Raw genomic sequence first — 22,748 nt, 5'->3', positions numbered from 1 at the left:
GGTCATGCTGCCGGCCACGCTCGACGAGGCCGTGGCCGCGCTGGAGGCCACGCCTGCCGCCGTGCCCGTCGCGGGCGGCACCGACCTGATGACGGAGGTCAACTCCGGCCTGCTGAGGCCCGCCGCGCTCGTCGGCCTGGGCCGGATCAGCGAGATCCGGGGCTGGGAGTACCAGGACGGCCATGCGCTGCTCGGCGCCGGCCTCACCCACGCGCGGATGGGCCGCCCCGACTTCGCCGCCCTCATCCCCGCCCTGGCCGCCGCGGCGCGTGCCGCCGGCCCGCCGCAGATCCGCAACGCCGGGACGCTCGGCGGCAACATCGTCACCGCCTCGCCGACCGGCGACTCCCTGCCCGTCCTGGCCGCACTGGAGGCCACGCTGCTGATCGCCGGACCGGGCGGGGCCCGCCGCGAGGTCCCGGTGAGCCACCTGCTCGCCGGAATGGAGATGCTCGGGCCCGGCGAGATCGTCGGCTACGTCCGGGTGCCGCTGCTGCACGCCCCGCAGACCTTCCTCAAGGCCACCGGACGGACCGGCCCCGGGCGCGCCCTGGCCTCCGTCGCCGTCGTGCTCGACCCGGCCCGGCGCGGGGTGCGCTGCGCGGTCGGCGCCGTCGCCCCGATGCCGCTGCGCCCGCTGGAGGCCGAGCAGTGGGTGGCCTCCCTCATCGACTGGGACGGACAGCGGGCCCTGGCCCCCGAAGTGCTCGCCGCCTTCGGCGAGTACGTGGCCATGGCCTGCATCCCCGATCCCCCGGCGCCGGAGGACGGGGGGGAACCTCCCGTACTTCCGCCCGCGGCACTGCACGTGCGGCGTACGGTTGCGACACTGGCCCGTCGGGGGCTCGGGAGGGCACTCGCATGAGCAACGACCAGCAGCGGCCGAACCAGCCGGGACAGCCGGAGTGGCCCGTTCCGGCGCCGTCGCCCGAGGGCGGCTGGGGCGGCGAGTACGACGGGGACGCCACGGCGTTCATACAGCTCCCCGGGAACCTGCCCGGGCCGCACCAGTCGGGGTACGCCGCGCACGGCGGCACCCCCGATCCGCTCGCCGCGCCGGGCACGGGACAGGGCTGGGCCCCGCCCCCCATCGACCCCGCCGCCCAGGCGCAGACGACCCCTTCGCCCACCCCGCCGCCCACCACCGACCCGGCCGCCCCGGGCCAGTGGACGCTGCCGTTCGCCGGTCACCCGGCGGACCCCGCGCCCGAGGCGCCCGGGAACCCCGGGGACTTCGGGGACTTCGGGGCCCAGCCGTCCCCGCCGCAGGGCGTGGCCGCCGCCCTGGGGCAGGGCGCCGCGGCGGCCCTGGCGGGCTCGCACGAGGCGCGCGGCCGGCAGCGCCGCCCGCACGAGGAGGGCCAGGGCCACGCCGTGCCGCAGGCGTCGGCGGACGCGGAGGACGGAACGCCGGGCGCCCCCGGGGACGCCTCCGTCCCCGGCACGGACTGGAACGCGGCGCCCGCGCCCGGCGCGACCGGCCAGTGGTCGATCCCGTTCGCGGCGGCGGGCAGCCCGGACGACTCCGGGGAGTACCTGGCCGCCCCGCCGGCTCCCGAGCCGCCCGCGCCGCAGCCGTCCGCACCGCCGCCCGCGCCCGAGCAGCCGGCCGGCCCCGTACCGCCGCAGGAGGCCGTACCGCCGCAGGACCCGGACGCCGCGCGGGCGCCGGAGGGCGCGGAGATCCCGGAGGCGGCGGGGGCCCCGCAGGTCCCCGCCCCGGAGGCACCCGACCCGCAGACGCCCGACGTCCCGCAGGCGCCCGCCCCGGAGGCACCCGAACCCCCGGCCGCGGACGCGCCCGTCCCGGAGGCGTCCGCGGTGGACAGCGAGCACCCGCACGTCTCGTACGTCCTGCGCGTCAACGGCGTCGACCGGCCCGTGACCGACGCCTGGATCGGCGAGTCCCTGCTCTACGTGCTGCGCGAGCGCCTCGGCCTGGCCGGGGCCAAGGACGGCTGCGCGCAGGGGGAGTGCGGCGCCTGCTCCGTCCAGGTCGACGGGCGGCTGGTCGCCTCCTGCCTGGTGCCCGCCGCGACCACCGCCGGGTCCGAGATCCGCACCGTCGAGGGGCTGGCCGAGAACGGCACGCCCTGCGACGTGCAGCGGGCGCTGGCCGCCTGCGGCGCCGTGCAGTGCGGCTTCTGCGTGCCCGGCATGGCGATGACCCTGTACGACCTGCTCGAAGGCAACCACGCGCCCACCGAACTGGAGGCCCGTCAGGCGATCAGCGGCAACCTCTGCCGCTGCTCCGGCTACCGGGGCGTGCTCGACGCCGTGCGCATGGTCGTGGCCGAACGGGAGGCCGCCGCCGCGGCGCTGGCCGAGGCCCGGGAGGCGGAGGAGAACCAGGCGCAGGACCGGGCGGAGGGCGCGGGGAACGCCGCCGGCGAACCCCGGATCCGCATTCCGCACCAGGCCGGGCCCGCCACGGGCGGGCCGCCCCAGCACCGCCCACCCCACGACCACCACCTGCCGCAGGACGGAGGCGCGCAGTGACCAGCGACGCGGCGACCGCCACCCCGGCCGGGGGAGTACCGCTCACCGGCACCGCCACGGGGACGGGAACCGGAACCGGGCCGCAGCACGGGCTCGGCGCCTCGCTCCAGCCCGCCGACGCGCTCGCCAAGACCCAGGGGACCTTCCCGTACGCCGCCGACCTGTGGGCCGAGGGGCTGCTGTGGGCGGCCGTGCTGCGCTCCCCGCACCCGCACGCCCGCATCGTCTCCATCGACACCGCGCAGGCCGCCGCGATGCCCGGCGTACGGGCCGTCATCACCCACGAGGACGTGCCCGGCAACGCCACCCACGGCCGCCGGGTCGCCGACCGGCCCGCCTTCGCCCGCGACGTCGTGCGCCACCACGGGGAGCCCATCGCCGCCGTCGCCGCCGACCACCCCGACACCGCCCGCCTGGCCGCCGCCGCCATCGCGGTCGAGTACGAGGTGCTGGAGCCGGTCACCGATCCGGAGAAGGCCTTCGAGGCCGAGCCCATCCACCCCGACGGCAACCTGATCCGGCACATCCCCCTGCGCTACGGCGACGCGTCCGTCACGGGCGAGGTGATCGTCGAGGGCCTGTACCGCATCGGCCGTCAGGACCCCGCCCCCATCGGGGCCGAGGCCGGGCTCGCCGTGCCGCGCACCGACGGCGGGGTGGAGATCTACACCGCCTCCACCGACCCGCACACCGACCGCGACCTGGCCGCCGCCTGCCTCGGGCTCCGCCCCGAACAGGTCAAGGTCGTCGTCACCGGCGTCCCCGGCGCCATGGCCGACCGCGAGGACCTGAGCGTGCAGCTCTCGCTCGGGCTGCTGGCGATGAGGACCGGCTGCCCGGTCAAGCTCGCCGCCAACCGCGAGGAGTCCTTCCTCGGCCACGCCCACCGCCACCCCACCCTGCTGCGCTACCGTCACCACGCCGACTCCGAGGGCCGCCTGGTCAAGGTCGAGGCGCAGATACTGCTGGACGCGGGCGCCTACGCCGACGACTCCTCCGACGCGCTGGCCGCCGCCGTCGCCTTCGCCGCCGGCCCCTACGTCGTGCCGCACGCGGTGATCGACGGCTGGGCGGTCCGCACGAACAACCCGCCGTCGGGCCACGTGCGCGGCGAGGGCGCGATGCAGGTGTGCGCCGCCTACGAGGGCCAGATGGACAAGCTCGCCGCCAAGCTGGGCATGGACCCGGTCGAGCTGCGGATGCGCAACGTCATGGCGACCGGCGACCTGCTGCCCACCGGACAGACCGTCACCTGCCCGGCGCCCGTGGCCGAACTGCTGAGCGCGGTGCGGGAGGCGCCGCTGCCGCCGCTGCCCAAGGACAGCCCCGAGGAGGAGTGGCTGCTGCCGGGCGGCCCCGAGGGCGCGGGCGAGCCGGGCGCGGTGCGCCGCGGCGTCGGCTACGCGCTCGGCATGGTCCACATGCTGGGGGCGGAGGGCACCGACGAGGTGTCCACGGCCACGGTGAAGGTCAACGGCCCCGTCGCGACGGTGATGTGCGCGGCCGTGGAGACCGGCCAGGGCTTCTCCACCCTCGCCCGGCAGATCGTGCAGGAGGTGCTCGGCGTGGAGGAGGTGCACGTCGTCGCCGTCGACACCGACCAGCCTCCGGCCGGACCCGGCGCGCGCGGCCGGCACACCTGGGTCTCGGGCGGCGCGGTGGAACGCGCCGCCAAGATGGTGCGCACCCAGCTCCTCCAGCCGCTGGCCGCGAAGTTCGGGATGTCCACCGAGCTGCTGACCATCGCCGACGGCAAGATCACCTCGTACGACGGCGTGCTCAGCACCACCGTCGCCGAGGCCCTGGAGGGCAAGGAGCTGTGGGCCACCGCCCAGTGCCGTCCGCACCCCACCGAGCCCCTGGACGAGACCGGCCAGGGCGACGCCTTCGTGGGCCTGTCCTTCGCCGCGATCCGGGCCGTGGTGGACGTGGACGTGGAGCTGGGTGCGATCCGGGTGGTGGAGCTGGCCGTCGCCCAGGACGTGGGCCGCGTCCTCAACCCCCAGCAGGTGCGCGCCCGGATCGAGGCGGGCGTCACCCAGGGCGTGGGAGCGGCGCTCACCGAGCACCTGCGGGTCTCCAAGGGCGTGGTGCGCCATCCCGACCTGACGGCCTATCCGCTGCCGACGGCGCTGGACGCCCCGGAGGTGAAGATCGTCAAGCTGGTGGAGGAGCGCGACGTGGTCGCGCCCTTCGGGGCGAAGTCGGTCAGCGCGGTCCCGGTGGTGGTCTCCCCGGCGGCGGTGGCCGCGGCGGTCCGCGCGGCCACCGGGCGCCCGGTCAACCGCCTCCCGATCCGGCCGCAGGCCGCGGTGATGACGCAGTAGCCGCGCGGCGCCGCCCGGGGCCCGGCCCGGTCCGGGCTCACCGGTCGTCGTCCCGCCCCCCGGACCCCGGCCGCGGCAGGTGGGCGGCGACGGCGAGCCCGGCCGCCACGAGGACGACGTTCTTGAGCACGTACTGCCCCGCCATGGTGGGGAAGACGACGCTTCCGTCCCACATCTCGTGGGAGAGGACGACCAGGGCCGAGAACGTCCCGGCCATGTGGACGAAGAAGACGAACAGCGTCAGGCGCAGCAGCAGCCCGGTGACCAGACCGGCTCCGATCAGCATCTCCAGCATGGCCAGCAGCGGTCTGGACAGGTCCGCCGGAACGCGGCCGGAGGTCAGGACGCCCATCACCCGGGTGGCCATGTCCTCGGCGGGGCTGACCCCCGGCAGGATCTTGAGGGTGCCGAACCAGAGGAACAGCAGCCCGACGGAGACCCTCAGCACGGCGAAGCTGTGCCGCCGGTAGAAGGCGGGAAGGGCGCGCAGGCCCCGGCGGGGCCGTACGTCCCGGTGGCCGGGACCGCTCACCACCGTCCCCGTCACCACCCTGCCCACCGTCGCGGGGCGGGGTTCCTCGGTGGTGACGGCGTTCCGCTTGCGGTTCATGCCGTCCCCCTCCCTCCGGCGGCCCGGGAGAACGCCACCGGTCGGCGGGGATGACATCGTTGTCCGTTCAACCGGTTCGCGGACGGCCGCGAGGGGGCGGCGGGAGGCGGTGTCGCGGCGGAGCACAAGGCAGATCTCATGGATCCCTCCGGCAGAAGCGGCGCCGACAGAGGCTATGGGAGCGCTCCCATGCGCCGTTGGGCGGACTGTACGGGCGAGCGCGGAGGTCTGGCAAGGCGCGCCGTGTGCTCTGTTTCGGCCTTTATGGGAGCGCTCCCATGGTCACCTGCCGCGCCGGTCGCGCCGGTTGCGGGCGGACGGCAGGGCGGCCGGGGAGGCCTGGGCGAGGCTGGCGCCGGTCTCGGCGTCCAGACGCATGGGCTTGGGGCCGTACCAGTCCAGGCACATCACCGTCGCGTCGTCCCTGAGGTCGCCGTTGTTGGCGTCCAGGACCGCGGTGGTCAGGACCTGCGCCGCCTCCCGGGGGTGCAGCCCCTCGGTGTCCGCGATCAGGGCGGGCAGATCGGCGATCTCGGAGCGGCGCTCCAGCATGCCGTCGGTGAGGATGACGAGCCGGTCGCCCGGCTGGAGCCCCAGGCTCTGGATCCGGTAGCCGTGCGGGGAGCGCACCCCGAAGGGCAGGTTGACGGACAGACTGATCTCCTCGACCTTGCCCTCCCGCAGCCGCAGGGGCCAGGGGTGCCCGGCGTTGACCAGCTCGATCCGGCCGTCGCGCAGCCGGACGCGGAGCAGCAGCCCGGTCGCCAGCGCGCCGCCGCTGTGGTCGATCATGGCCTGATGCGCGCGCCGCGCCTGCTCCGCGAGGTCGCAGCCCGCGCGCCGGGCGCCCCGCAGCGCGCCGATCAGCAGGGAGGCGATCAGGGCGGCCTGCACGTCGTGGCCCATGGCGTCGGTGACGGACAGGTGCAGGACGTCGCGGTCCAGGGCGTAGTCGAAGGTGTCGCCGCCGACCTTGCCCGCCGGCTCCAGGGACCCGGCCACCGCGAACTGGGCGGCCTCGCACGACAGCGACGAGGGGAGCAGGTTGTGCTGGATCTCGGCGGCCAGGGTCAGGGGGGCGGTGCGGCGGCCCCACTGGTACAGGTCGGTGAAGCTCCGGTTGGCGATGACGATGTAGGCCAGGGTGTGGGCGGCCCGGCTGATCTCCCGCAGCGTCCTGGGGTCGGGTCCGGCCGGTACCCGCACCTCCAGCAGGCCGATGGCGTCACCCCGGTTGGTGACCGGGGCGATCACCCGCTGCCCGCCGTCCCCGTCCACGCTGTCCGCCAGCCGGAGGCGCTGCGTGCGGAGCACGTCGCCGTAGGCGGTGCCGGCCAGTTCGATGCGCTCGGCGCTCTCCCCGGTGCCGATCTCGCCCGCCGTGCTGAGCCGCACCACCGACTGCCTCGACAGGTCGGTGATCAGGAACGACACCGAGGTGGCGCCGAAGCGCCGCCTGAGCTCGCGGGCGACCACGTCGACGGACTCCACCGGCGAGGCGGCCTCGGCCGCTGCCAGGATGCCGGTGTGCGTGCGCCGCTCGGTGTCGTACTCGACAGCCATCACCACTCCCCTCGCGAACCTGCGAACCCGTTGGCCACGACCCCTCGCGGCTCCACATAGCCCGTATGCCCCGGCTTCTCACTTCAGTGCTCAACATGACCCGGCGCAGGCGGACCGGCACGGGGCGCGACGCGCCCCGGTCGCGCGGCCGGAGGCCGTCCCGGAACGGGGAGCGGGGGAGAGTGGTGGCCCGCGGGGCCCGCGCCGGCCTGCGCGGCGTCCCTACGCGGCGTCGAGGGCGGTCGGCAGGACGTCGAGCGGGATGCCCGCCGACGGCCGGTCCAGGGGCTGCTCGGTCCAGATGACCTTGCCGCGGTCGGTGTAGCGCGTGCCCCAGCGCGCGACGAGCTGGGCGATGAGGAACAGGCCGCGTCCGCCCTCGTCGGTGAGGGCGGCGCGCCGCAGGTGGGGCGAGGTGCTGCTGCCGTCGGACACCTCGCAGATCAGCGAGCGGTCGCGGAGCAGCCGCACCCGGATGGGGCCCCGGGCGTGCCGGATGGCGTTGGAGAGCAGCTCGCTGACCACGAGTTCGGTGGTGAAGGCCGCCCGGTCGAGCCCCCACTCGGACAGTCGCCGTACGACCGCGGCGCGTACGCCGGGGACGGCGGCCGGCTCGGCGGGCACCTCCCAGTTCGCGGTGTTCCGGCCGTCCAGGGCACGGGTGCGGGCGACGAGCAGCGTGACGTCGTCGCTCGCCCCGGGGGTGGGCAGGGCGCGCACCACCGCCTCGCAGGTCTCCTCGGCGGACTGGCCGGGGCGGGCCAGGGCCTCGCTCAGCCGGTCCAGGGAGTGGAGGACGTCCCGGTCGCGGTCCTCGATCAGCCCGTCGCTGTAGAGGACGAGCCGGCTGCCCTCCGGGAACAGCAGCTCGCAGGTCTCGAAGGGCAGGCCGCCCAGGCCGAGGGGCGGGCCCGCGGGCACCTCGGGGAAGTACACCGCACCGTCCGGGTGGACCACGGCGGGCAGCGGGTGGCCGGCGCGGGCCACGGTGCACCTGCGGGACACCGGGTCGTAGACGGCGTACACGCAGGTGGCCCCGGCGGCCTCGGTGCCGTCGGAGTCGGCGGTCCGGTCCTGGTCGAGGCCGATGACCAGGTCGTCGAGCCGGGCCAGGAGTTCGTCGGGGGACAGGTCGAGGGCGGCGAAGTTCCGCACGGCGGTGCGCAGGCGCCCCATGGTGACGGCGGCGTGCAGCCCGTGGCCGACGACGTCGCCCAGGACCAGGGCGACGCGCGCCCCGGACAGGGGGATGACGTCGAACCAGTCGCCCCCCACGCCGCCCGTGCCGGCCTGCGCGGGCAGGTAGCGGTGGGCGACCTCGACGGCGCTCAGGTCGGGGAGGGCGCCCGGCAGCAGACTGCGCTGGAGGGTGAGCGCGATGGTGTGCTCGCGGGTGTAGCGCCGGGCGTTGTCGAGGCTCAGCGCCGCGCGGGCGGCGAACTCCTCGGCCAGGGCCGTGTCGTCGTCCCCGAAGGGCTCGGGCTGTTCGCGGCGGTAGAAGCTGGCCACGCCCAGCAGGGTGCCGCGGGCCAGCAGCGGGACGGCCAGGAGCGAGTGGGTGCCCTGGGCGAGGAGTCGCCTGGCGCGCGCCGGGTCCTGGCCCTGCCAGCCGGGGGCGGCGTGCAGGTCCGCCTCCAGCACCGCCCGCCCGGCGGTCATGCACCGCGCCTGGGGGGTGGCCGGGCCGAACTCGACGGTCCCGCCCACCGGGTACACGGGGAGGTCCGCCCGGGCACCGTGGAGGGCGGCACGGCGGAGGGTGGCGCCCCTGCCGTCCGGCACCTCTCCGCGCAGTACGGGCTCCAGCAGGTCCACCGCGACGAAGTCGGCGAGTTCGGGCACGGCCGTCTCGGCCAGTTCCCCGGCGGTCCGGCCCACGTCGAGGGTGGTGCCGATGCGCGCGGCGGCCCTGGAGAGCAGCCCCAGCCGCCGCCGTGCCGCGACCGCGATGCGGCCGATGCCCGGCTCCCCCAGGGCGAGCAGCCGCGGTGCCGCGCCCGGCGCGCCGGTGGCGTCGGCGGCACCGATCACGCCCGGCGCGCCGGCCGGCGTGGCGCGCGGTGCCTCCCCGGTCCCGCCCGGCACCACGGCCGGGGGGCCCGGGGCCGGCCTCACCGGCGCCATCGCGGCGCCGGCGGCGGAAACGGGCGGCGGCCCGTCGGACAGCACCGCCTCGACGGCGAGGCCCTCCGTCCCGGCCGGGTCCGCCACGGGCCGGCACAGGAGGGTGGCCGTCCGGCCGCTGGGGAGGGGGACGTCGAGGGTGGTGCGGCGGCCCGAGGCGATGAGCTCGGCGGCCCTCTGCCGCAGGACGAGCCGGTCGTACGGCCGCAGCCCGTCGAGGAGGGCGCCGGAACCGGCCGGCGACGCCACGGGCACTCCGGGCTCCCGCCCCTGGCGGGTGGCCCGCAGGTAAGCGCGCAGCAGGGCCCGCTCCCGCTCCCCGACCTGCTCCAGCAGGCGCTCCTCGATGGCGCGGGCCGCTTCGGACAGCAGGCCCTCGACGCCCGGACCGGCGTCGGAGAGAGCGCCCGCGAAGTCGAGGTAGCCCTCGATGTTCCCGCTGAGGGGGTCGCGCACGGGGAAGGTGACGCAGGCGTACACCTGGCAGCGCTCGGCGAAGTGCTCGCCGCCGAGCACCCGGACGGGGTGCCGCTCCGCCAGGGCGAGGCCGAGGCCGGTGGTGCCCATCAGGTGCTCGGCGAAGCAGAAGCCGGGGGCGTCGTTCGAGGCGTCGAGGAGCCTGATCATGGACGGTTCGCCGACGCGGCGCAGCAGCCTCTTCCCCCGGTCGTCGGCGAGGTGCACGCTCGACTGGGTGCCGGACAACCTGGCCGCCAGCCGGTCGAGCACCGGAGTGGTGGCCCGGACGAGGCGGCCCTCCAGATCGATGTCGGGATCGTAGGGGGGCTCGCACCGGTCCGGGTCGACCCCCAGGGCGCGAGAGCGTTCCCATGACCTCAGGATGATGTCCCGCGCGCCGTGCGCGACCGGCTCGCCGGCCAGGAACCGGCGGCGGACGTGCGTCGCCGACCTCCCCCATTCCTCCCAGAGCGGATGGGCCACCGTGGATCACCGTCCTCACGCGGGCCGCCGCGGTCGCGAGGAGTGCCCGAATTGCACTCGTTTGCGAATCAACCCTAGCTCATGCGTGCAATTCGCAGAATTCCTATGGAATTGCGGTGGAATATCCGGGGTGTGGTGCCCGCGGCGGGGCGGCACGGCCACCGCCTCCAGCGCCTCCTCCGCCTTCGCCACCAGCGACGTGGAGCAGCCGACGGGCCGGCCCGGCTCCTCCCGGGCGATCCCCTCGGCCTCCCGCAGCGTGCGCGGCACCGCGCCGGACATCCGCACGCCGTCCGGGCCTTGACGGCCTTGCCCATGGCGGTCCCCCGCCGGGCCTTCCGCGCCGCCGCACACGCCGGGCACACGCGGGACCGGGCACACGCGGGACGTGAACGGGCGCGGGCCGGGCATCCCCCTCCGGAAGTGCGCCCCTGCCGGTCCGCCGGGCCGCTTCCCCGGGCGGACCTAGGGCCAATGGCCGACGTGACCACCGTCTCATGACAGGGGCCGGTGTCGGTGACGGCCCTTACGCTGACCTGCATGACCGCACTCGACGACGACCTCGGCGACCCGCTCGGCACGGCCGCCCCCGCCCCCGCCGCACCGGCGCCCGCACCGGCCGCGGCGGAGGCGCCGGGAACGGCGGAGGCCGCGAAGGCCGCGGAGGCACCTTCCGCACCGGAGGCGGAGGGCGGAGTGCTCGGCCGCGCCCACCGGGCGCTGACCCTGGGCATCGTCACCGTCGTCCTGCTCATCGCCTTCGAGGCGACGGCCGTCGGCACGGCCATGCCGGTCGCCGCCGACCGGCTCGACGGGGTGGCGCTGTACGCGTTCGCCTTCTCCGCGTACTTCACCACCAGCCTGCTGGGCATGGTCGCCTCCGGCCAGTGGAGCGACCGCAGCGGGCCGCTGGCGCCGCTCGCCGCCGGGATCGGGTCGTTCGCGGCCGGACTGCTGCTCTCCGGCACGGCCGCGTCCATGTGGGTCTTCGTCCTCGGGCGCGCGGTGCAGGGCATCGGCGGCGGGCTGGTGATCGTGGCGCTGTACGTCACCGTCAGCCGCGCCTACCCCGAGCGGCTGCGGCCCACGGTGATGGCCGCCTTCGCCGCGTCCTGGGTGGTCCCCTCCATCGTGGGGCCGCTGATCGCCGGGACGGTCACCGAGCGGTTCGGCTGGCGCTGGGTGTTCCTCGGCATACCCGCGCTGGTCGTCCTGCCGGTCGCGGTCATGCTCCCGGCGCTGCGGCGGTCCGCCTCCGGCCCGCCGCCCGGCGGGGCGCGGCCCGTGGACCGGCGGCGGACGAGGCTGGCGCTGGCGGTGGCGCTGGGCGCCGGGCTGCTCCAGTACGCCGGGCAGGACCTGCGCTGGCTCTCGCTCGCCCCGGCCGCGCTCGGCGCCGCCCTGATGGTTCCGGCCGCGCTCGGGCTGCTGCCGCGGGGCACCTTCCGGGCCGCGCGCGGGCTGCCGACGGTGGTGCTGATGCGCGGCATCGCGGCCGGGTCGTTCATCGTCGCCGAGAGCTTCGTACCGCTGATGCTCGTCACCCAGCGCGGACTGTCGGTGACCCTGGCCGGGCTCGCGCTCGCGGCGGGCGGCGCGACCTGGGCGCTGGGCTCCTACGTCCAGGCCCGGCCGGCCCTGGAGCCGCACCGCGAGCGGCTGGTGCGGATCGGCATGGTGGTGGTGACCGCCGGGATCGCGGTCACCCCGCTGGTCCTGCTGGACGCCGTCCCGGTGTGGGTCGCGACCGCCGCGCAGGCCGCGGCCTGCTTCGGCATGGGCGTGGTCATCTCCTCCACGAGCGTGCTGCTGCTGAAGCTGTCCAGGCCGGAGGAGACGGGCGCCAACTCCGCCGCCCTCCAGCTCAGCGACGGCCTGGCCAACATCGTGCTGCTCGCCGCCTGCGGCGCGGCCTTCGCCGCCCTGGGCGGCGGCGCGGTGAGCGTGGGGCACGGCGCGGGGGAGGCGGCGGGCGCCGCCTCGTCCTCCCACCCGGCGGCGTTCCTGGCCGTCTACCTCCCCGCGGCGGCGGTCGCCCTGGTGGGCGCGCTGGTGGCGGGACGGCTGCGCCCTGAGGAACCGGCCGGGAAGCAATCCGGTACCACATTGGGGTCATGACCGGCACCGTTTCGGTATGACCATGAACCTCCGTCCGGACGACGAACGTGCCGAGGCGCTGAGGAAGCAGGCCGAACGGGAAGGGCGCGGCATGCACGCCGTAGCGCTCCGGGCGGTGGACGACCACCTGGCGCGGAACGCACGGGAAGCCGTGGTGCGCGAGACCGCGAAGAAGGAAGCGGTCGAGTGGCGCGAGCTGATGCAGCGGCTCACGTGACCTTCCCGTACCTCACGTCCGAGGACGTCCTGGCCGTCGCCGGGTACGCGTGTGACGGCATGCGGGTGGCGCTGCGCGACCTCGGTCCGCTCGAATCGGCGGTGCACCGTCCTTCGGCTCCGACGTCGGGGGAGGAGGCGTGCCCGGACCGGTCCGGCAAGGCGGCCGCGCCGCTCCAGTCCCTGGCCGTCAACCACCCCTTCGGGGACGGCGACAAGCGCACGGCGCGGCTGTCCTGTGCCGCGTTCCTCTCGTTGAACGGGGAGCGGTTGCGCCCGGACACCGGCGCCTCCGAGGCTCCGGTCATCGCCGTGGCCACGGGAGAGGTGGAGGACGTCAAGGTGATCGGCGAACGGCTGCGCCCGCTCGGGGAGACGCCGGCGTTGTGACCTCCGTCGCACCCCGGCCCGCCCCCGGACGTCGCCCGGAGGAGGGCCGGGGGGCACCGGTACTCTGACGCGGTTGCCGATCGTCGACCCAGACCGACGGAGACCGTGACTACCACCACGTCCCACCACCTCTCGCCCGCCTTTCCCGGCCGCGCGCCCTGGGGCACCGCCAACAAGCTGCGCGCCTGGCAGCAGGCGGCGATGGACCTCTACCTGGAGAAGCAGCCCCGGGACTTCCTCGCCGTGGCGACGCCGGGAGCGGGAAAGACGACCTTCGCCCTCACCCTGGCCTCCTGGCTGCTGCACCACCACGTCGTCCAGCAGGTGACCGTGGTCGCGCCGACCGAGCACCTGAAGAAGCAGTGGGCCGAGGCCGCCGCCCGGGTGGGCATCCGGCTGGACCCCGAGTACAGCGCGGGCCCGCTCGGCAAGGAGTACCACGGGGTCGCGGTGACCTACGCGGGCGTGGGCGTGCGCCCGATGCTCCACCGCAACCGCTGCGAGCAGCGCAAGACGCTGGTGATCCTGGACGAGATCCACCACGCCGGCGACACCAAGTCCTGGGGCGAGGCGTGCTTCGAGGCGTTCGAGCCCGCCGCCCGGCGGCTGGCCCTCACCGGCACCCCGTTCCGCTCCGACACCAACCCGATCCCGTTCGTCACCTACGCCGAGGACGCCGAGGGGATCCGCCGCTCCGTCGCGGACTACACCTACGGCTACGGCAAGGCGCTGGCCGACGGCGTCGTGCGGCCGGTGATCTTCCTCTCCTACAGCGGCAACATGCGCTGGCGCAGCAAGGCGGGCGACGAGCTGGAGGCCAAGCTCGGCGAGCCGATGACCAAGGACGCCATCTCCCAGGCGTGGCGCACCGCGCTCGACCCGCGCGGCGACTGGATGCCCAGCGTGCTGCGCGCGGCCGACACCCGGCTGACGGAGGTCCGCAAGTCGATCCCCGACGCGGGCGGGCTGGTGATCGCCAGCGACCAGGACTCGGCGCGCGCCTACGCCAAGCTGCTCCGCGAGATCACCGGCACCAAGCCCACCGTGGTGCTCTCCGACGACAGCGGCGCCTCCAAGCGGATCGAGGAGTTCAGCGCCTCCGAGGACCGCTGGATGGTGGCCGTGAGGATGGTGTCGGAGGGCGTGGACGTGCCGCGCCTGGCGGTCGGGGTGTACGCCACGACCATCTCCACGCCGCTGTTCTTCGCCCAGGCCGTCGGCCGCTTCGTGCGGTCCCGGCGGCGCGGCGAGACCGCGTCCGTCTTCCTGCCCACCATCCCCATGCTGCTCGGCTTCGCCCACGAGATGGAGGTCGAGCGCGACCACGTCCTGGACAAGCCGAAGAAGGGCGGGGAGGACGAGGACCCGTACGCGGAGGAGGCCGACCTCCTCAAGGAGGCCGAGAAGCAGAAGGACGAGGACACCGGCGAGCAGGACCAACTGCCCTTCGAGGCGCTGGAGTCCGACGCGGTCTTCGACCGGGTGATGTACGACGGCGCCGAGTTCGGCATGCAGGCCCACCCCGGCAGCCAGGAGGAGCAGGACTACCTGGGCATCCCCGGGCTGCTGGAGCCGGACCAGGTGCAACTGCTGCTCCAGAAGCGGCAGGCGCGGCAGATCGCGCACAGCCGCCGCAAACCGGACGCCGAGGCGGACCTGCTGGAGACGCCCGCCGAGAACCGTCCGGTGGTCACCCACAAGGAGATGCTGGAGATGCGCCGGCAGCTCAACTCGCTGGTCGGGGCGTACGCCCACCAGAGCGGCAAGCCGCACGGCGTGATCCACACCGAGCTGCGCCGGGTCTGCGGCGGCCCGCCCACCGCGCAGGCGACGGCGGGTCAGTTGCAGCAGCGGATCGCCAAGGTGCGGGAGTGGGCGACGCGGATGCGGTGACGCCCGGACCGTCCGCCCGCCCGGGGCCCCCGCCGACCGGCGGGGGCCCCGGCGCGCACGGGCGGGCGCGGGCCCGCGCGGGCGGACGTCCGAGGGGTTGGACCGGACCGTTGTGACCTGCGGGTGTACGCAATGCGGATAAACCAGTGCAGTGATGCCCGGATTCTGGACGGACCCTTCCGAGTGGCGGTCACGGTCGCTAAGTTTCCCGACACGCACACGCCCCGTGGCTAAGTCGCCTCGGAGCGCAGCCGGTGCGGCCCGCCAAAGAGACCGGCGGCTTTCCGGGAACGGCACGCGTGTCCGCCGACGGGACCGGCGGCACCACCCTCCCGGAGCGGAGCCGTCGGCACACACCCGAGGAGGGGGGCGTCGTGACCGCGGAGACATCTCAGACGCTCGACCGGGGACTGCGTGTCCTCAAACTGCTCGCCGACACCGACCACGGCCTGACCGTCACCGAGCTGTCCAACAAGCTCGGGGTCAACCGCACGGTCGTCTACCGCCTGCTCGCCACCCTGGAACAGCACTCGCTCGTCCGCCGCGACCTGGGCGGCCGGGCCCGCGTCGGACTCGGGGTGCTGCGGCTGGGGCGGCAGGTCCACCCGCTCGTGCGGGAGGCCGCCCTGCCGGCCCTGCGGGCGCTCGCCGAGGACGTGGGGGCCACCGCCCACCTGACGCTGGTGGACGGCAACGAGGCCCTGGCCGTCGCCGTCGTCGAACCGAGCTGGACCGACTACCACGTCGCCTACCGCACCGGTTTCCGCCACCCCCTCGACAGGGGCGCCGCGGGGCGCGCGATCCTCGCCGGGCGCCGCCCGGACCGCGACCTGCCGGACGGCTACGTCCTCACCCACGGCGAGCTGGAGGCGGGAGCCTGCGGCGCCGCCGCCCCGCTGCTCGGCGTGAACGGCATCGAGGGCAGCGTCGGCGTCGTGATGCTGTCGGAGTCGGTGCCCCAGAAGGTTGGCCCCCGCGTGGTCCAGGCGGCACAGGAGGTCGCCGACTTCCTGCGCTGACCGTCCCGCCCGGGGCGCGGCGCCGGGCACCCGGCCCGCCACCGCACGCGCGGCGGGGGTGAACTAGATTCACCCCCATGCCAGCTCTGACCCGCACCCGGGCCCTCGCGCTCTGCGGCGCGCCCGTCGCCGCGCTGCTCGCGGTCGCCGCCCTCGCCCCGCTGCCGTTCTCGGTCGCCGAACCCGGGATCACCGCGAACGTCCTGGGCGAGTACCGGGGCAGGCAGGTCATCACCGTCTCCGGGGACGAGGACCCGGCCGGCGGGGACCGCGCCTCGGAGGGCGAGCTGCTGGCGACCACGATCGCGGCGACCACGCCGGAGACGACCGTACGGCTGACCGACGTGGTGCGGGCCTGGCTCGACACCGACCGCGCGGTGATGCCGCGCGACTCCGTCTACCCCGTCGGCGACGACCCCGAAGAGATCGAGGAGCACACCACCGCCCAGATGGAGGAGTCGCAGGACGTGGCGGTGGCCGCCGCGCTGCGCGAACTGGGCCTGTCCGAGGACGAGGTGAAGGTGGAGCTGCGGCTGGCGGACGTCGGCGGGCCCAGCGCCGGACTGCTCTTCGCCCTCGGCATCGTGGACAAGGTCGACGGCGGCGACCTCACCGGCGGCCGTAAGATCGCGGGCACCGGGACCATCGATGCGCGCGGCCGGGTCGGGCCGGTCGGCGGCGTCCCGCTCAAGACCCTGGCGGCCCGGCGCGACGGCGCCACCGTCTTCCTGGTGCCCGAGGAGGAGTGCGAGGCGGCCCGGGCCGAACGCCCCGCCGGCCTCCGCCTGGTGCCCGTCGCCACCCTGGACGGCGCGCTCGACGCGCTCCGGGCGCTGCGGGAGGGCGGGCGCGTACCGAGCTGCTGAGGCACCCGGCGGTCCGGCGGGCCGCTGACGCACGGCGACCGCGACGTGACCAAACGGTTTGGCCGCCCGGCCGGACGCTGCTTGGATACGCCACATGAGTTACTCCTCGCCCCCGCCACCCCCGATGCCCCAGGGCACCCCGTCGGGCCACTCCGCGCCCCCGCCCTACGGCTACCCGGCAGCCCCGCCCTACGGCTATCCGGCGCCCCCGCCGTACGGGTACGCGCCGCCCCCGCTGCCGGGCCCGCCGCCGGAGCTGGTCGGCTCGCCGGGCATGCGGCTCGTGGCCAAGCTGGTGGACACGCTCATCGTCGCGGCCATGGTGGGGTGCGGGATGTGGCTGGGCCACCTGGGCGTGGTGAGCGCGGCCGAGAGCGGGGAGCCGTCGGTCCCGCTGATCATCGCCCAGATCGTCCTGATGGTCTTCGCGGTCCTCTTCTACGACCCGGTCCTCACCGCCACCGGCGGCACCGTCGGCAAGCGGGCGTGCGGGCTGAAGGTGGTCCGCCTGGAGTCCGGGCAGCGGGTGGGCTTCGGGGCGGCGCTGGGGCGCCACCTGATGGCGATGCTCATCAACAGCGCGACGTGCATCCCGCTCGCCTACCTGTGGTGCACCTGGGACAAGCCCCACCACCAGGGCCTGCACGACAAGATCGTGCGCACCGTGGTGATCCGGACCCGGTGACGGGCAGCCCGCCGCGTCCGCCGGGCGGTCGCGGCGGTCAGAACAGCTTTCCCGGGTTGAGCAGGCCGAGCGGGTCGAAGACCTGCTTGATGCCGCGGTGCAGCTCCATGGCCACCGGCCCCAGCTCCCGGGCCATCCACTCCTTCTTGAGCACGCCCACCCCGTGCTCCCCGGTGATCGTGCCGCCCAGTTCCAGGCCGAGCGCCATGATCTCGTCGAACGACGCCCGCGCCCGGCGCGCCTCGTCCGGGTCCCGCCCGTCGAAGCAGACCGTCGGATGGGTGTTGCCGTCGCCCGCGTGGGCGACGACGCCGATGGTCAGGCCGTGCCGGTCGGCGATGGCGGCCACCCCCTGGAGCATGTCGGCGAGCCGGCTGCGCGGGACGCACACGTCGTCGATCATCGTCACGCCCCTGACCGCCTCCAGGGCGACCAGGGCCGACCGCCGCGCCTGGAGCAGCAGCTCCGACTCGGCCGTGTCCTCGGCGGGGACGACCTGGCTCGCCCCGGCCGCCGTGCACAGCTTGCCGACGGCGGCCAGGTCGGCCGCCGGGTCCGGGGTGTCGAAACCGGCCAGCAGCAGCGCCTCGGTGGTCTCCGGCAGCCCCATCCGCGTCAGGTCGTTGACCGCGCGCAGCGTGGTGCGGTCCATCAGCTCCAGCAGCGCGGGGGCGTGACCCTCCGCCATGATCCGGCACACCGCGTCGCCCGCGGCGGCGGTCGAGGAGAACTCGGCGGCGAGCACGAGCTGCCGCGGCGGCTGGGGCCGCAGGGCCAGCGTGGCGCGGACGACGATGCCCAAGGACCCCTCGGAGCCGACGAACAGCCGGGTCAGGTCGTAGCCCGCCACGCCCTTGGCGGTGCGCCGCCCGGTGGACATCAGCCGCCCGTCGGCCAGCACCACGTCCAGGCCGAGGACGTACTCGGCGGTGACCCCGTACTTCACGCAGCACAGGCCGCCGGAGGCCGTGCCGATGTTGCCGCCGATCGTGCACTGCTCCCAACTGGAGGGGTCCGGCGGGTAGTACAGGCCCAACTCGCCGACGGCCCGGGAGAGGTGGGCGTTGACCACGCCCGGCTCGACCACCGCGATCCGGTCGACCGGGTCGATCCGCAGGATGCGGTCCATCTTCACCAGCGACAGCACGATGCAGCCGTCGGTGGCGTTGGCCGCCCCGGACAGGCCGGTGCGGGCGCCCTGCGGGACGACGGGCACCCGCAGCGCCGTCGCGGTGCGCATCACGTGCTGGACCTGCTCGACCGTGCGCGGCAGGACGACGACCGCGGGCGTGCCCGCCTCGCAGAAGCTCGCCATGTCGTGGGCGTAGGAGCCCAGCACGTCGGGGTCGGTGAGGACCGCTTCCGGGGGCAGGCCGTCCCGCAGCCGTTCGATCAGCTCGCTCATGGCGTCAGCGTGGCACCGGTCCGCCGCCCCGGCAACGGGGCGGGACGGGACGGAAGGAAGCCGGGAAGGGCCCGTGACCCCGCCGTCAGGGGAAGCGGGGCCACGGGGGCGGCGGCCGGCGCGGGGGCGCGGCTCAGAGGTTGCCGCGCTTGGCCTGCTCGCGCTCGATCGCCTCGAACAGGGCCTTGAAGTTGCCCTTGCCGAAGCCCATCGAACCGTGGCGCTCGATCATCTCGAAGAACACCGTCGGGCGGTCCTGCACGGGCTTGGTGAAGATCTGCAGCAGGTAGCCGTCCTCGTCCCGGTCGGCGAGGATCTTCAGCTCGCGCAGCTCCTCGATCGGCACCCGGGTCTCGCCCACCCACTCGCCGAGGGTGTCGTAGTACGAGTCGGGGGTGTCCAGGAACTCCACGCCGGCGGCGCGCATGGCCCGCACGGTGGCGACGATGTCGTTGGTGGCGAGCGCGATGTGCTGCACGCCCGGGCCGCCGTAGAACTCCAGGTACTCGTCGATCTGCGACTTCTTCTTGCCGATGGCGGGCTCGTTGAGCGGGAACTTCACCTTGCGCCTGCCGTCGGCGACGACCTTCGACATCAGCGCGGAGTACTCGGTGGCGATGTCGTCGCCGACGAACTCCTTCATGTTGGTGAAGCCCATGACCTCGTTGTAGAAGGCCACCCACTCGTTCATCTTCCCGAGCTCGACGTTGCCCACGCAGTGGTCGATGCCCTGGAAGAAACGGCGGGCCGGGGGCTCGACGATCGGGTCGGCGGCGACGTAGCCGGGCAGGTAGGGGCCGTCGTAGCCGGAGCGCTCCACCAGGGTGTGGCGGGTCTCGCCGTAGGTGGCGATGGCGGCGAGCACGACCGTGCCGTGCTCGTCCTTGAGCTCGTACGGCTCCTCCAGGCCGGTGGCGCCGTGCTCGACGGCGTAGGCGTACGCGGCCCGGGCGTCCGGCACCTCGATGGCCAGGTCGATCACGCCGTCGCCGTGCGCGGCGACGTGGTCGGCCAGGAACCGGCCGCGCTCGGTGGTGGGCTTGATGACCGAGGTGAGGACGAAGCGGGCGGAGCCCGACTCCAGGACGTAACTGGCGGTCTCCCGGCTGCCGTTCTCGGGGCCGGAGTAGGCCACGAGCCGCATGCCGAAGGCCGTGGAGTAGTAGTGCGCGGCCTGCTTGGCGTTGCCCACGGCGAAGACGACCGCATCCATCCCCTTCACCGGGAAGGGATCGGCCTGCCGGGCGGTGCTGGGGGCGTGGTGGATGGTCTCAGTCATATCGGCAGACTCCCGCCGATCCGCAAGATGCGCAATAGTTCGTGCAATCGCTGAGCACTTTGCACAGTGACACCGCCGGTGTGCCGGTCGATCTGTGCAGGATGACTACCAGGAGGCAGGGCGTGGGCATCGACGAACTGGACGGCCGGCTGCTGGAACTCCTCGCCACCGAGCCCCGCATCGGCGTGCTGGAGGCGTCCCGCCGCCTCGGCGTGGCCCGCGGCACCGTGCAGGCACGGCTGGACCGGCTCCGGAGCAGGGGCGTGATCCGCGGCTTCGGCCCCGACGTCGACCCGGCGGCCCTCGGCTACCCGGTCACCGCCTTCGCCACGCTGGAGATCAGACAGGGGCAGGGCGGGGACGTGCGGGCGCACCTGGCGACCGTCCCGGAGGTGCTGGAACTGCACACCATCACCGGACGCGGCGACATGCTCTGCCGACTGGTGGCCCGCTCCAACGCCGACCTCCAGCGGGTGATCGACAAGGTGGTGGGGTTCGAGGGCATCGTGCGGGCCTCGACGGCCATCGTCATGGAGAACCCGGTGCCGCTGCGGATCGTCCCGCTGGTGCGCCAGGCGGCCCGGGACGCCGGCTGACGCCGACCGCCGCACTGCTGCACCGCCGCACCGGTGGCCGCGGGCATGCGGACGCGCCCTCACGGCTCCGTTCCGCCGGCGCGGGCGGTCGCCCCGGCCCCGCGGCGGTCGCGCCCGTACCCGCCGGTGTCGGTGGTGATCCGGTCGCCGGGGAAGCCCAGCAGGCCGAGCAGGGCGACCAGTTCGTGCTGCAGCTCGGCCACGAAGAGATCGCGCTCCTGCGGGGTCAGCTCGACGTCGACGTGTCCGCCCTGGCGCCGGAGGGCCGCGTTGACCCCGCCCACCACCCGCAGGAACAGCGCGAAGGCCGCCGGATCGAGGCGCTCCTCCAGGTCACGGAGGTACTCCCGGACGCGCCGATGGGTCTCTGCCCGGCGATCTTCCTTCGACATGGGGGAATGATGGCGGATGCGCCGTGGCACGGGGCGGGTTTCCGCAGAATCTTCGGCGCATCGGGGGCGGCGCGCGCCCCGTACGGCCGTCGCCGGTCCCGCCCGGCCGGTCCTCCCGCGGCTACCGGACCTCCGCCTCGCCGGACTCGTCGGGACGGCGGGGCCCGCGCGGGCCGTGCGGACGCGGCCCGCCGTCCGGGGCGGCCAGCAGCCCGGCCAACGCCTCGTCCAGCCCCAGCCGTTCGGCCTCGCTCCCCGGCGGCACCGCCCACAGGGTGCGCTCCAGCCAGGACGTGACCGCCGTCGCCGGAACCCGCAGCAGCGCGTCACCGCTCGGCGAGGACAGCGCGATGCAGACCGAGCCGCTGCCGTCGGCCGTGGTGGGCCAGATCCGCACGTCCCCGTGCCCGCACGGCCGTAAGGCCCCCTCCACCAGCAACTCCCGCGCGAAGGACCAGCGGACGGGCTGGTCGGAGAGCGCGTGGAAGGTGACGTGGACGGCGTACGGGTCGTGGACGTGGTAGGTGAACCGGGCCGGGACGGTGATGCTGTGCTCCGGTGACAGCACCAGCTCCAGTGCCAACTCCCGTTCGATGGGGGTGTCCAATGCGATGCGCCCTTTCGTGTGCTGCTTCCCGGCGTGCTCCTGGCCCCGCCGGGAGGGGGGAGGGCACGGGCCGGACGGTGTGACGCGGCTCCGCGGGGCGCGCGGGCCGGTTTTCCTGTCGCTGGATGGAGGGTGGGTGCCAGGTGGTCGGGGCGAGGGGTCCGCTCTCTCTGGTAGATGTGGACCCAGCGCTCCCCGGTTGCGCCAGCGGGCGGGGAGCGGCACACGCCACAGCAACGGCCGAGCAGATACGGGACCGTACACATGAGCGCCCCTCCGTCAGCATCCGCCAATGGCACCCCGGGCCCGGGCTACTACCCGGACCCGTCCATTCCGGGGTACATCCGCTACTGGAACGGCGCCGCATGGGTACCCGGCACCAGCCGGCCCGAGCCCCGCGAGGGCGAGCCGATGCCCGTGGCGCCGCCCGGGGTGCCGGCCCCGCCGCAGCCGTCCGCACCGTCCGGGCCGCCGACTCCGTCCGGGCAGGACGCACCGGGCGAGGCGGCGCGGGAGGAGACGGGCCCGGTCTTCCTGGACGAGGAGGGCCCCTCGGCCGCCCGCGGCCCGGCCCCCTCCCCGTCCCCGGCCCCCTCGCCGGCTTCTTCCGGGGGCGACTCGCTGCCGGAGCTGCGCGTGCGCGGCGAGGTGGAGATCCGCCCCGGCGACCGGGTGACGACCTGGGACGACCCGTCCCGGCTGCACGGCAACCGGCCCGAACCCGCCTCCGCCTGGCAGGCCGACGCCTCCCGGCAGGCCGGATTCGACGGCGAGCAGAGCGGCCGCGTCTCCTGGGGCACGGGCGACGCCGCCTCCCCGGCACTGGGCGCGGGCCGCTCCCCGCAGGCGCTGGAGCCGGGCTCCGACCCGCGCGGCGGCTGGGGCCGTACGGACGCCTCCCCGGCGGGCGGCGCCCCGCAGCCGGCCGGCGGCGAGGGCGTCCCGCCCCGCACGGAGGGCACCGTGCGGATGCGCCCCGTACGCCCGGAAGGGGCCGGCGCCGCCGACGCCGGGGGCCGGCCCGCCCGGCGCGAGGACACCGTCGGGCTGCGCCGTGCCGAGGCCGCCCGGCCGGTGCCCCCGGCACCCGGCGCTCCGGCCCCGGGCACGCCCGCGCCCGCCGCACCGGCACCCGCCGCGCCCGTGTCCGCGCCCGCGGCGCCCGAACAGCCCTCGTGGCCGCGGCAGGTGCGGGAACTGGCCCAGCGGGCCCCCGC

Annotated in this window: 20 protein-coding genes; 13 read left to right on the top strand and 7 right to left on the bottom strand. The window is 75.3% G+C overall.

What is annotated here, in order from left to right; genetic code table 11:
* Positions 1–4: 4 nt before the first annotated feature.
* From VE546_RS14430 to VE546_RS14420, 3 genes are read left to right on the top strand one after another with little or no spacing between them, the layout of a single operon-like run.
* Positions 5–865, top strand: coding sequence for an FAD binding domain-containing protein (locus VE546_RS14430; protein ID WP_324922318.1), 861 nt, complete (start codon positions 5–7; stop codon positions 863–865).
* Positions 862–2,499 carry a 2Fe-2S iron-sulfur cluster-binding protein gene (locus VE546_RS14425; protein ID WP_324922284.1) on the top strand — a complete coding sequence of 546 codons (1,638 nt, stop codon included), beginning with the start codon at positions 862–864 and terminating at the stop codon, positions 2,497–2,499. Before VE546_RS14430 ends, VE546_RS14425 begins: the two co-directional genes overlap by 4 nt.
* The gene (locus VE546_RS14420; protein ID WP_324922283.1) at positions 2,496–4,826 is read left to right on the top strand and encodes a xanthine dehydrogenase family protein molybdopterin-binding subunit; all 2,331 of its coding nucleotides are present in this window, start codon (positions 2,496–2,498) and stop codon (positions 4,824–4,826) included. The genes VE546_RS14425 and VE546_RS14420 overlap by 4 nt, the downstream gene beginning before the upstream one ends.
* Before the next feature lie 37 nt (positions 4,827–4,863).
* Here VE546_RS14420 and VE546_RS14415 read toward each other — a convergent pair whose 3' ends face one another.
* The 3 genes from VE546_RS14415 to VE546_RS14405 form a co-directional block, all read right to left on the bottom strand.
* Positions 4,864–5,436, bottom strand: coding sequence for a DoxX family protein (locus tag VE546_RS14415; RefSeq protein WP_324922281.1), 573 nt, complete (start codon positions 5,434–5,436; stop codon positions 4,864–4,866).
* 282 nt (positions 5,437–5,718) lie between these two features.
* Positions 5,719–6,999, bottom strand: coding sequence for a PP2C family protein-serine/threonine phosphatase (locus VE546_RS14410; protein WP_324922279.1), 1,281 nt, complete (start codon positions 6,997–6,999; stop codon positions 5,719–5,721).
* Positions 7,000–7,221: 222 nt separating this feature from the next.
* The gene (locus VE546_RS14405; RefSeq protein ID WP_324922278.1) at positions 7,222–10,065 is read right to left on the bottom strand and encodes a SpoIIE family protein phosphatase; all 2,844 of its coding nucleotides are present in this window, start codon (positions 10,063–10,065) and stop codon (positions 7,222–7,224) included.
* 130 nt (positions 10,066–10,195) lie between these two features.
* Here VE546_RS14405 and VE546_RS14400 point away from each other — a divergent pair, with 130 nt between their 5' ends.
* The 8 genes from VE546_RS14400 (at position 10,196) to VE546_RS14365 (ending at position 17,252) form a co-directional block, all read left to right on the top strand.
* On the top strand, positions 10,196–10,369 hold the full coding sequence (locus VE546_RS14400) for a hypothetical protein (RefSeq protein ID WP_324922276.1): 174 nt from the start codon (positions 10,196–10,198) through the stop codon (positions 10,367–10,369).
* A 236-nt stretch (positions 10,370–10,605) separates the two neighbouring features.
* The gene (locus VE546_RS14395; RefSeq protein WP_324922275.1) at positions 10,606–12,183 is read left to right on the top strand and encodes an MFS transporter; all 1,578 of its coding nucleotides are present in this window, start codon (positions 10,606–10,608) and stop codon (positions 12,181–12,183) included.
* A 16-nt stretch (positions 12,184–12,199) separates the two neighbouring features.
* Complete coding sequence (locus VE546_RS14390) at positions 12,200–12,400, top strand: CopG family transcriptional regulator (protein WP_324922273.1); 201 nt, start codon at positions 12,200–12,202, stop codon at positions 12,398–12,400.
* Positions 12,397–12,789: a type II toxin-antitoxin system death-on-curing family toxin gene (locus VE546_RS14385; protein WP_324922272.1), complete on the top strand. Its 393-nt coding sequence runs from the start codon at positions 12,397–12,399 to the stop codon at positions 12,787–12,789. Before VE546_RS14390 ends, VE546_RS14385 begins: the two co-directional genes overlap by 4 nt.
* Before the next feature lie 105 nt (positions 12,790–12,894).
* Complete coding sequence (locus VE546_RS14380; protein WP_324922271.1) at positions 12,895–14,682, top strand: DEAD/DEAH box helicase; 1,788 nt, start codon at positions 12,895–12,897, stop codon at positions 14,680–14,682.
* 374 nt (positions 14,683–15,056) lie between these two features.
* Positions 15,057–15,701 carry an IclR family transcriptional regulator gene (locus VE546_RS14375; RefSeq protein ID WP_324922269.1) on the top strand — a complete coding sequence of 215 codons (645 nt, stop codon included), beginning with the start codon at positions 15,057–15,059 and terminating at the stop codon, positions 15,699–15,701.
* A gap of 77 nt (positions 15,702–15,778) precedes the next feature.
* Positions 15,779–16,567 (top strand): S16 family serine protease, encoded by a 789-nt coding sequence (locus tag VE546_RS14370; protein ID WP_324922268.1) that lies wholly within the window; start codon positions 15,779–15,781, stop codon positions 16,565–16,567.
* Between the two features lie 94 nt (positions 16,568–16,661).
* Positions 16,662–17,252, top strand: a complete 591-nt coding sequence (locus VE546_RS14365; protein WP_324922266.1) for an RDD family protein — start codon at positions 16,662–16,664, stop codon at positions 17,250–17,252.
* Positions 17,253–17,289: 37 nt separating this feature from the next.
* Here the strand turns inward: VE546_RS14365 and VE546_RS14360 are convergent, their stop codons facing one another.
* Positions 17,290–18,657 (bottom strand): FAD-binding oxidoreductase, encoded by a 1,368-nt coding sequence (locus VE546_RS14360; protein WP_324922264.1) that lies wholly within the window; start codon positions 18,655–18,657, stop codon positions 17,290–17,292.
* Between the two features lie 133 nt (positions 18,658–18,790).
* A complete protein-coding gene (hppD, locus tag VE546_RS14355; protein ID WP_324922262.1) occupies positions 18,791–19,936 on the bottom strand; it encodes a 4-hydroxyphenylpyruvate dioxygenase in 1,146 nt (381 codons plus the stop codon).
* A gap of 122 nt (positions 19,937–20,058) precedes the next feature.
* Here hppD and VE546_RS14350 point away from each other — a divergent pair, with 122 nt between their 5' ends.
* The gene (locus VE546_RS14350; RefSeq protein WP_324922260.1) at positions 20,059–20,532 is read left to right on the top strand and encodes an Lrp/AsnC family transcriptional regulator; all 474 of its coding nucleotides are present in this window, start codon (positions 20,059–20,061) and stop codon (positions 20,530–20,532) included.
* Between the two features lie 59 nt (positions 20,533–20,591).
* Here the strand turns inward: VE546_RS14350 and VE546_RS14345 are convergent, their stop codons facing one another.
* Both VE546_RS14345 and VE546_RS14340 read right to left on the bottom strand, forming a co-directional pair.
* Positions 20,592–20,924 (bottom strand): hypothetical protein, encoded by a 333-nt coding sequence (locus VE546_RS14345; RefSeq protein ID WP_324922259.1) that lies wholly within the window; start codon positions 20,922–20,924, stop codon positions 20,592–20,594.
* Positions 20,925–21,045: 121 nt separating this feature from the next.
* A complete protein-coding gene (locus VE546_RS14340) occupies positions 21,046–21,531 on the bottom strand; it encodes an SsgA family sporulation/cell division regulator (protein WP_324922257.1) in 486 nt (161 codons plus the stop codon).
* A gap of 264 nt (positions 21,532–21,795) precedes the next feature.
* Here VE546_RS14340 and VE546_RS14335 point away from each other — a divergent pair.
* Positions 21,796–22,748, top strand: a 953-nt coding sequence (locus VE546_RS14335) for a DUF2510 domain-containing protein (RefSeq protein ID WP_324922256.1), incomplete at its 3' end; no start/stop codon positions are given.

Source organism: Streptomyces sp. (assembly GCF_035644915.1).
In the GTDB taxonomy this organism is placed as follows: Bacteria; Actinomycetota; Actinomycetes; order Streptomycetales; family Streptomycetaceae; genus Streptomyces.
This window is presented reverse-complemented; position numbering and strand designations above follow the sequence as displayed.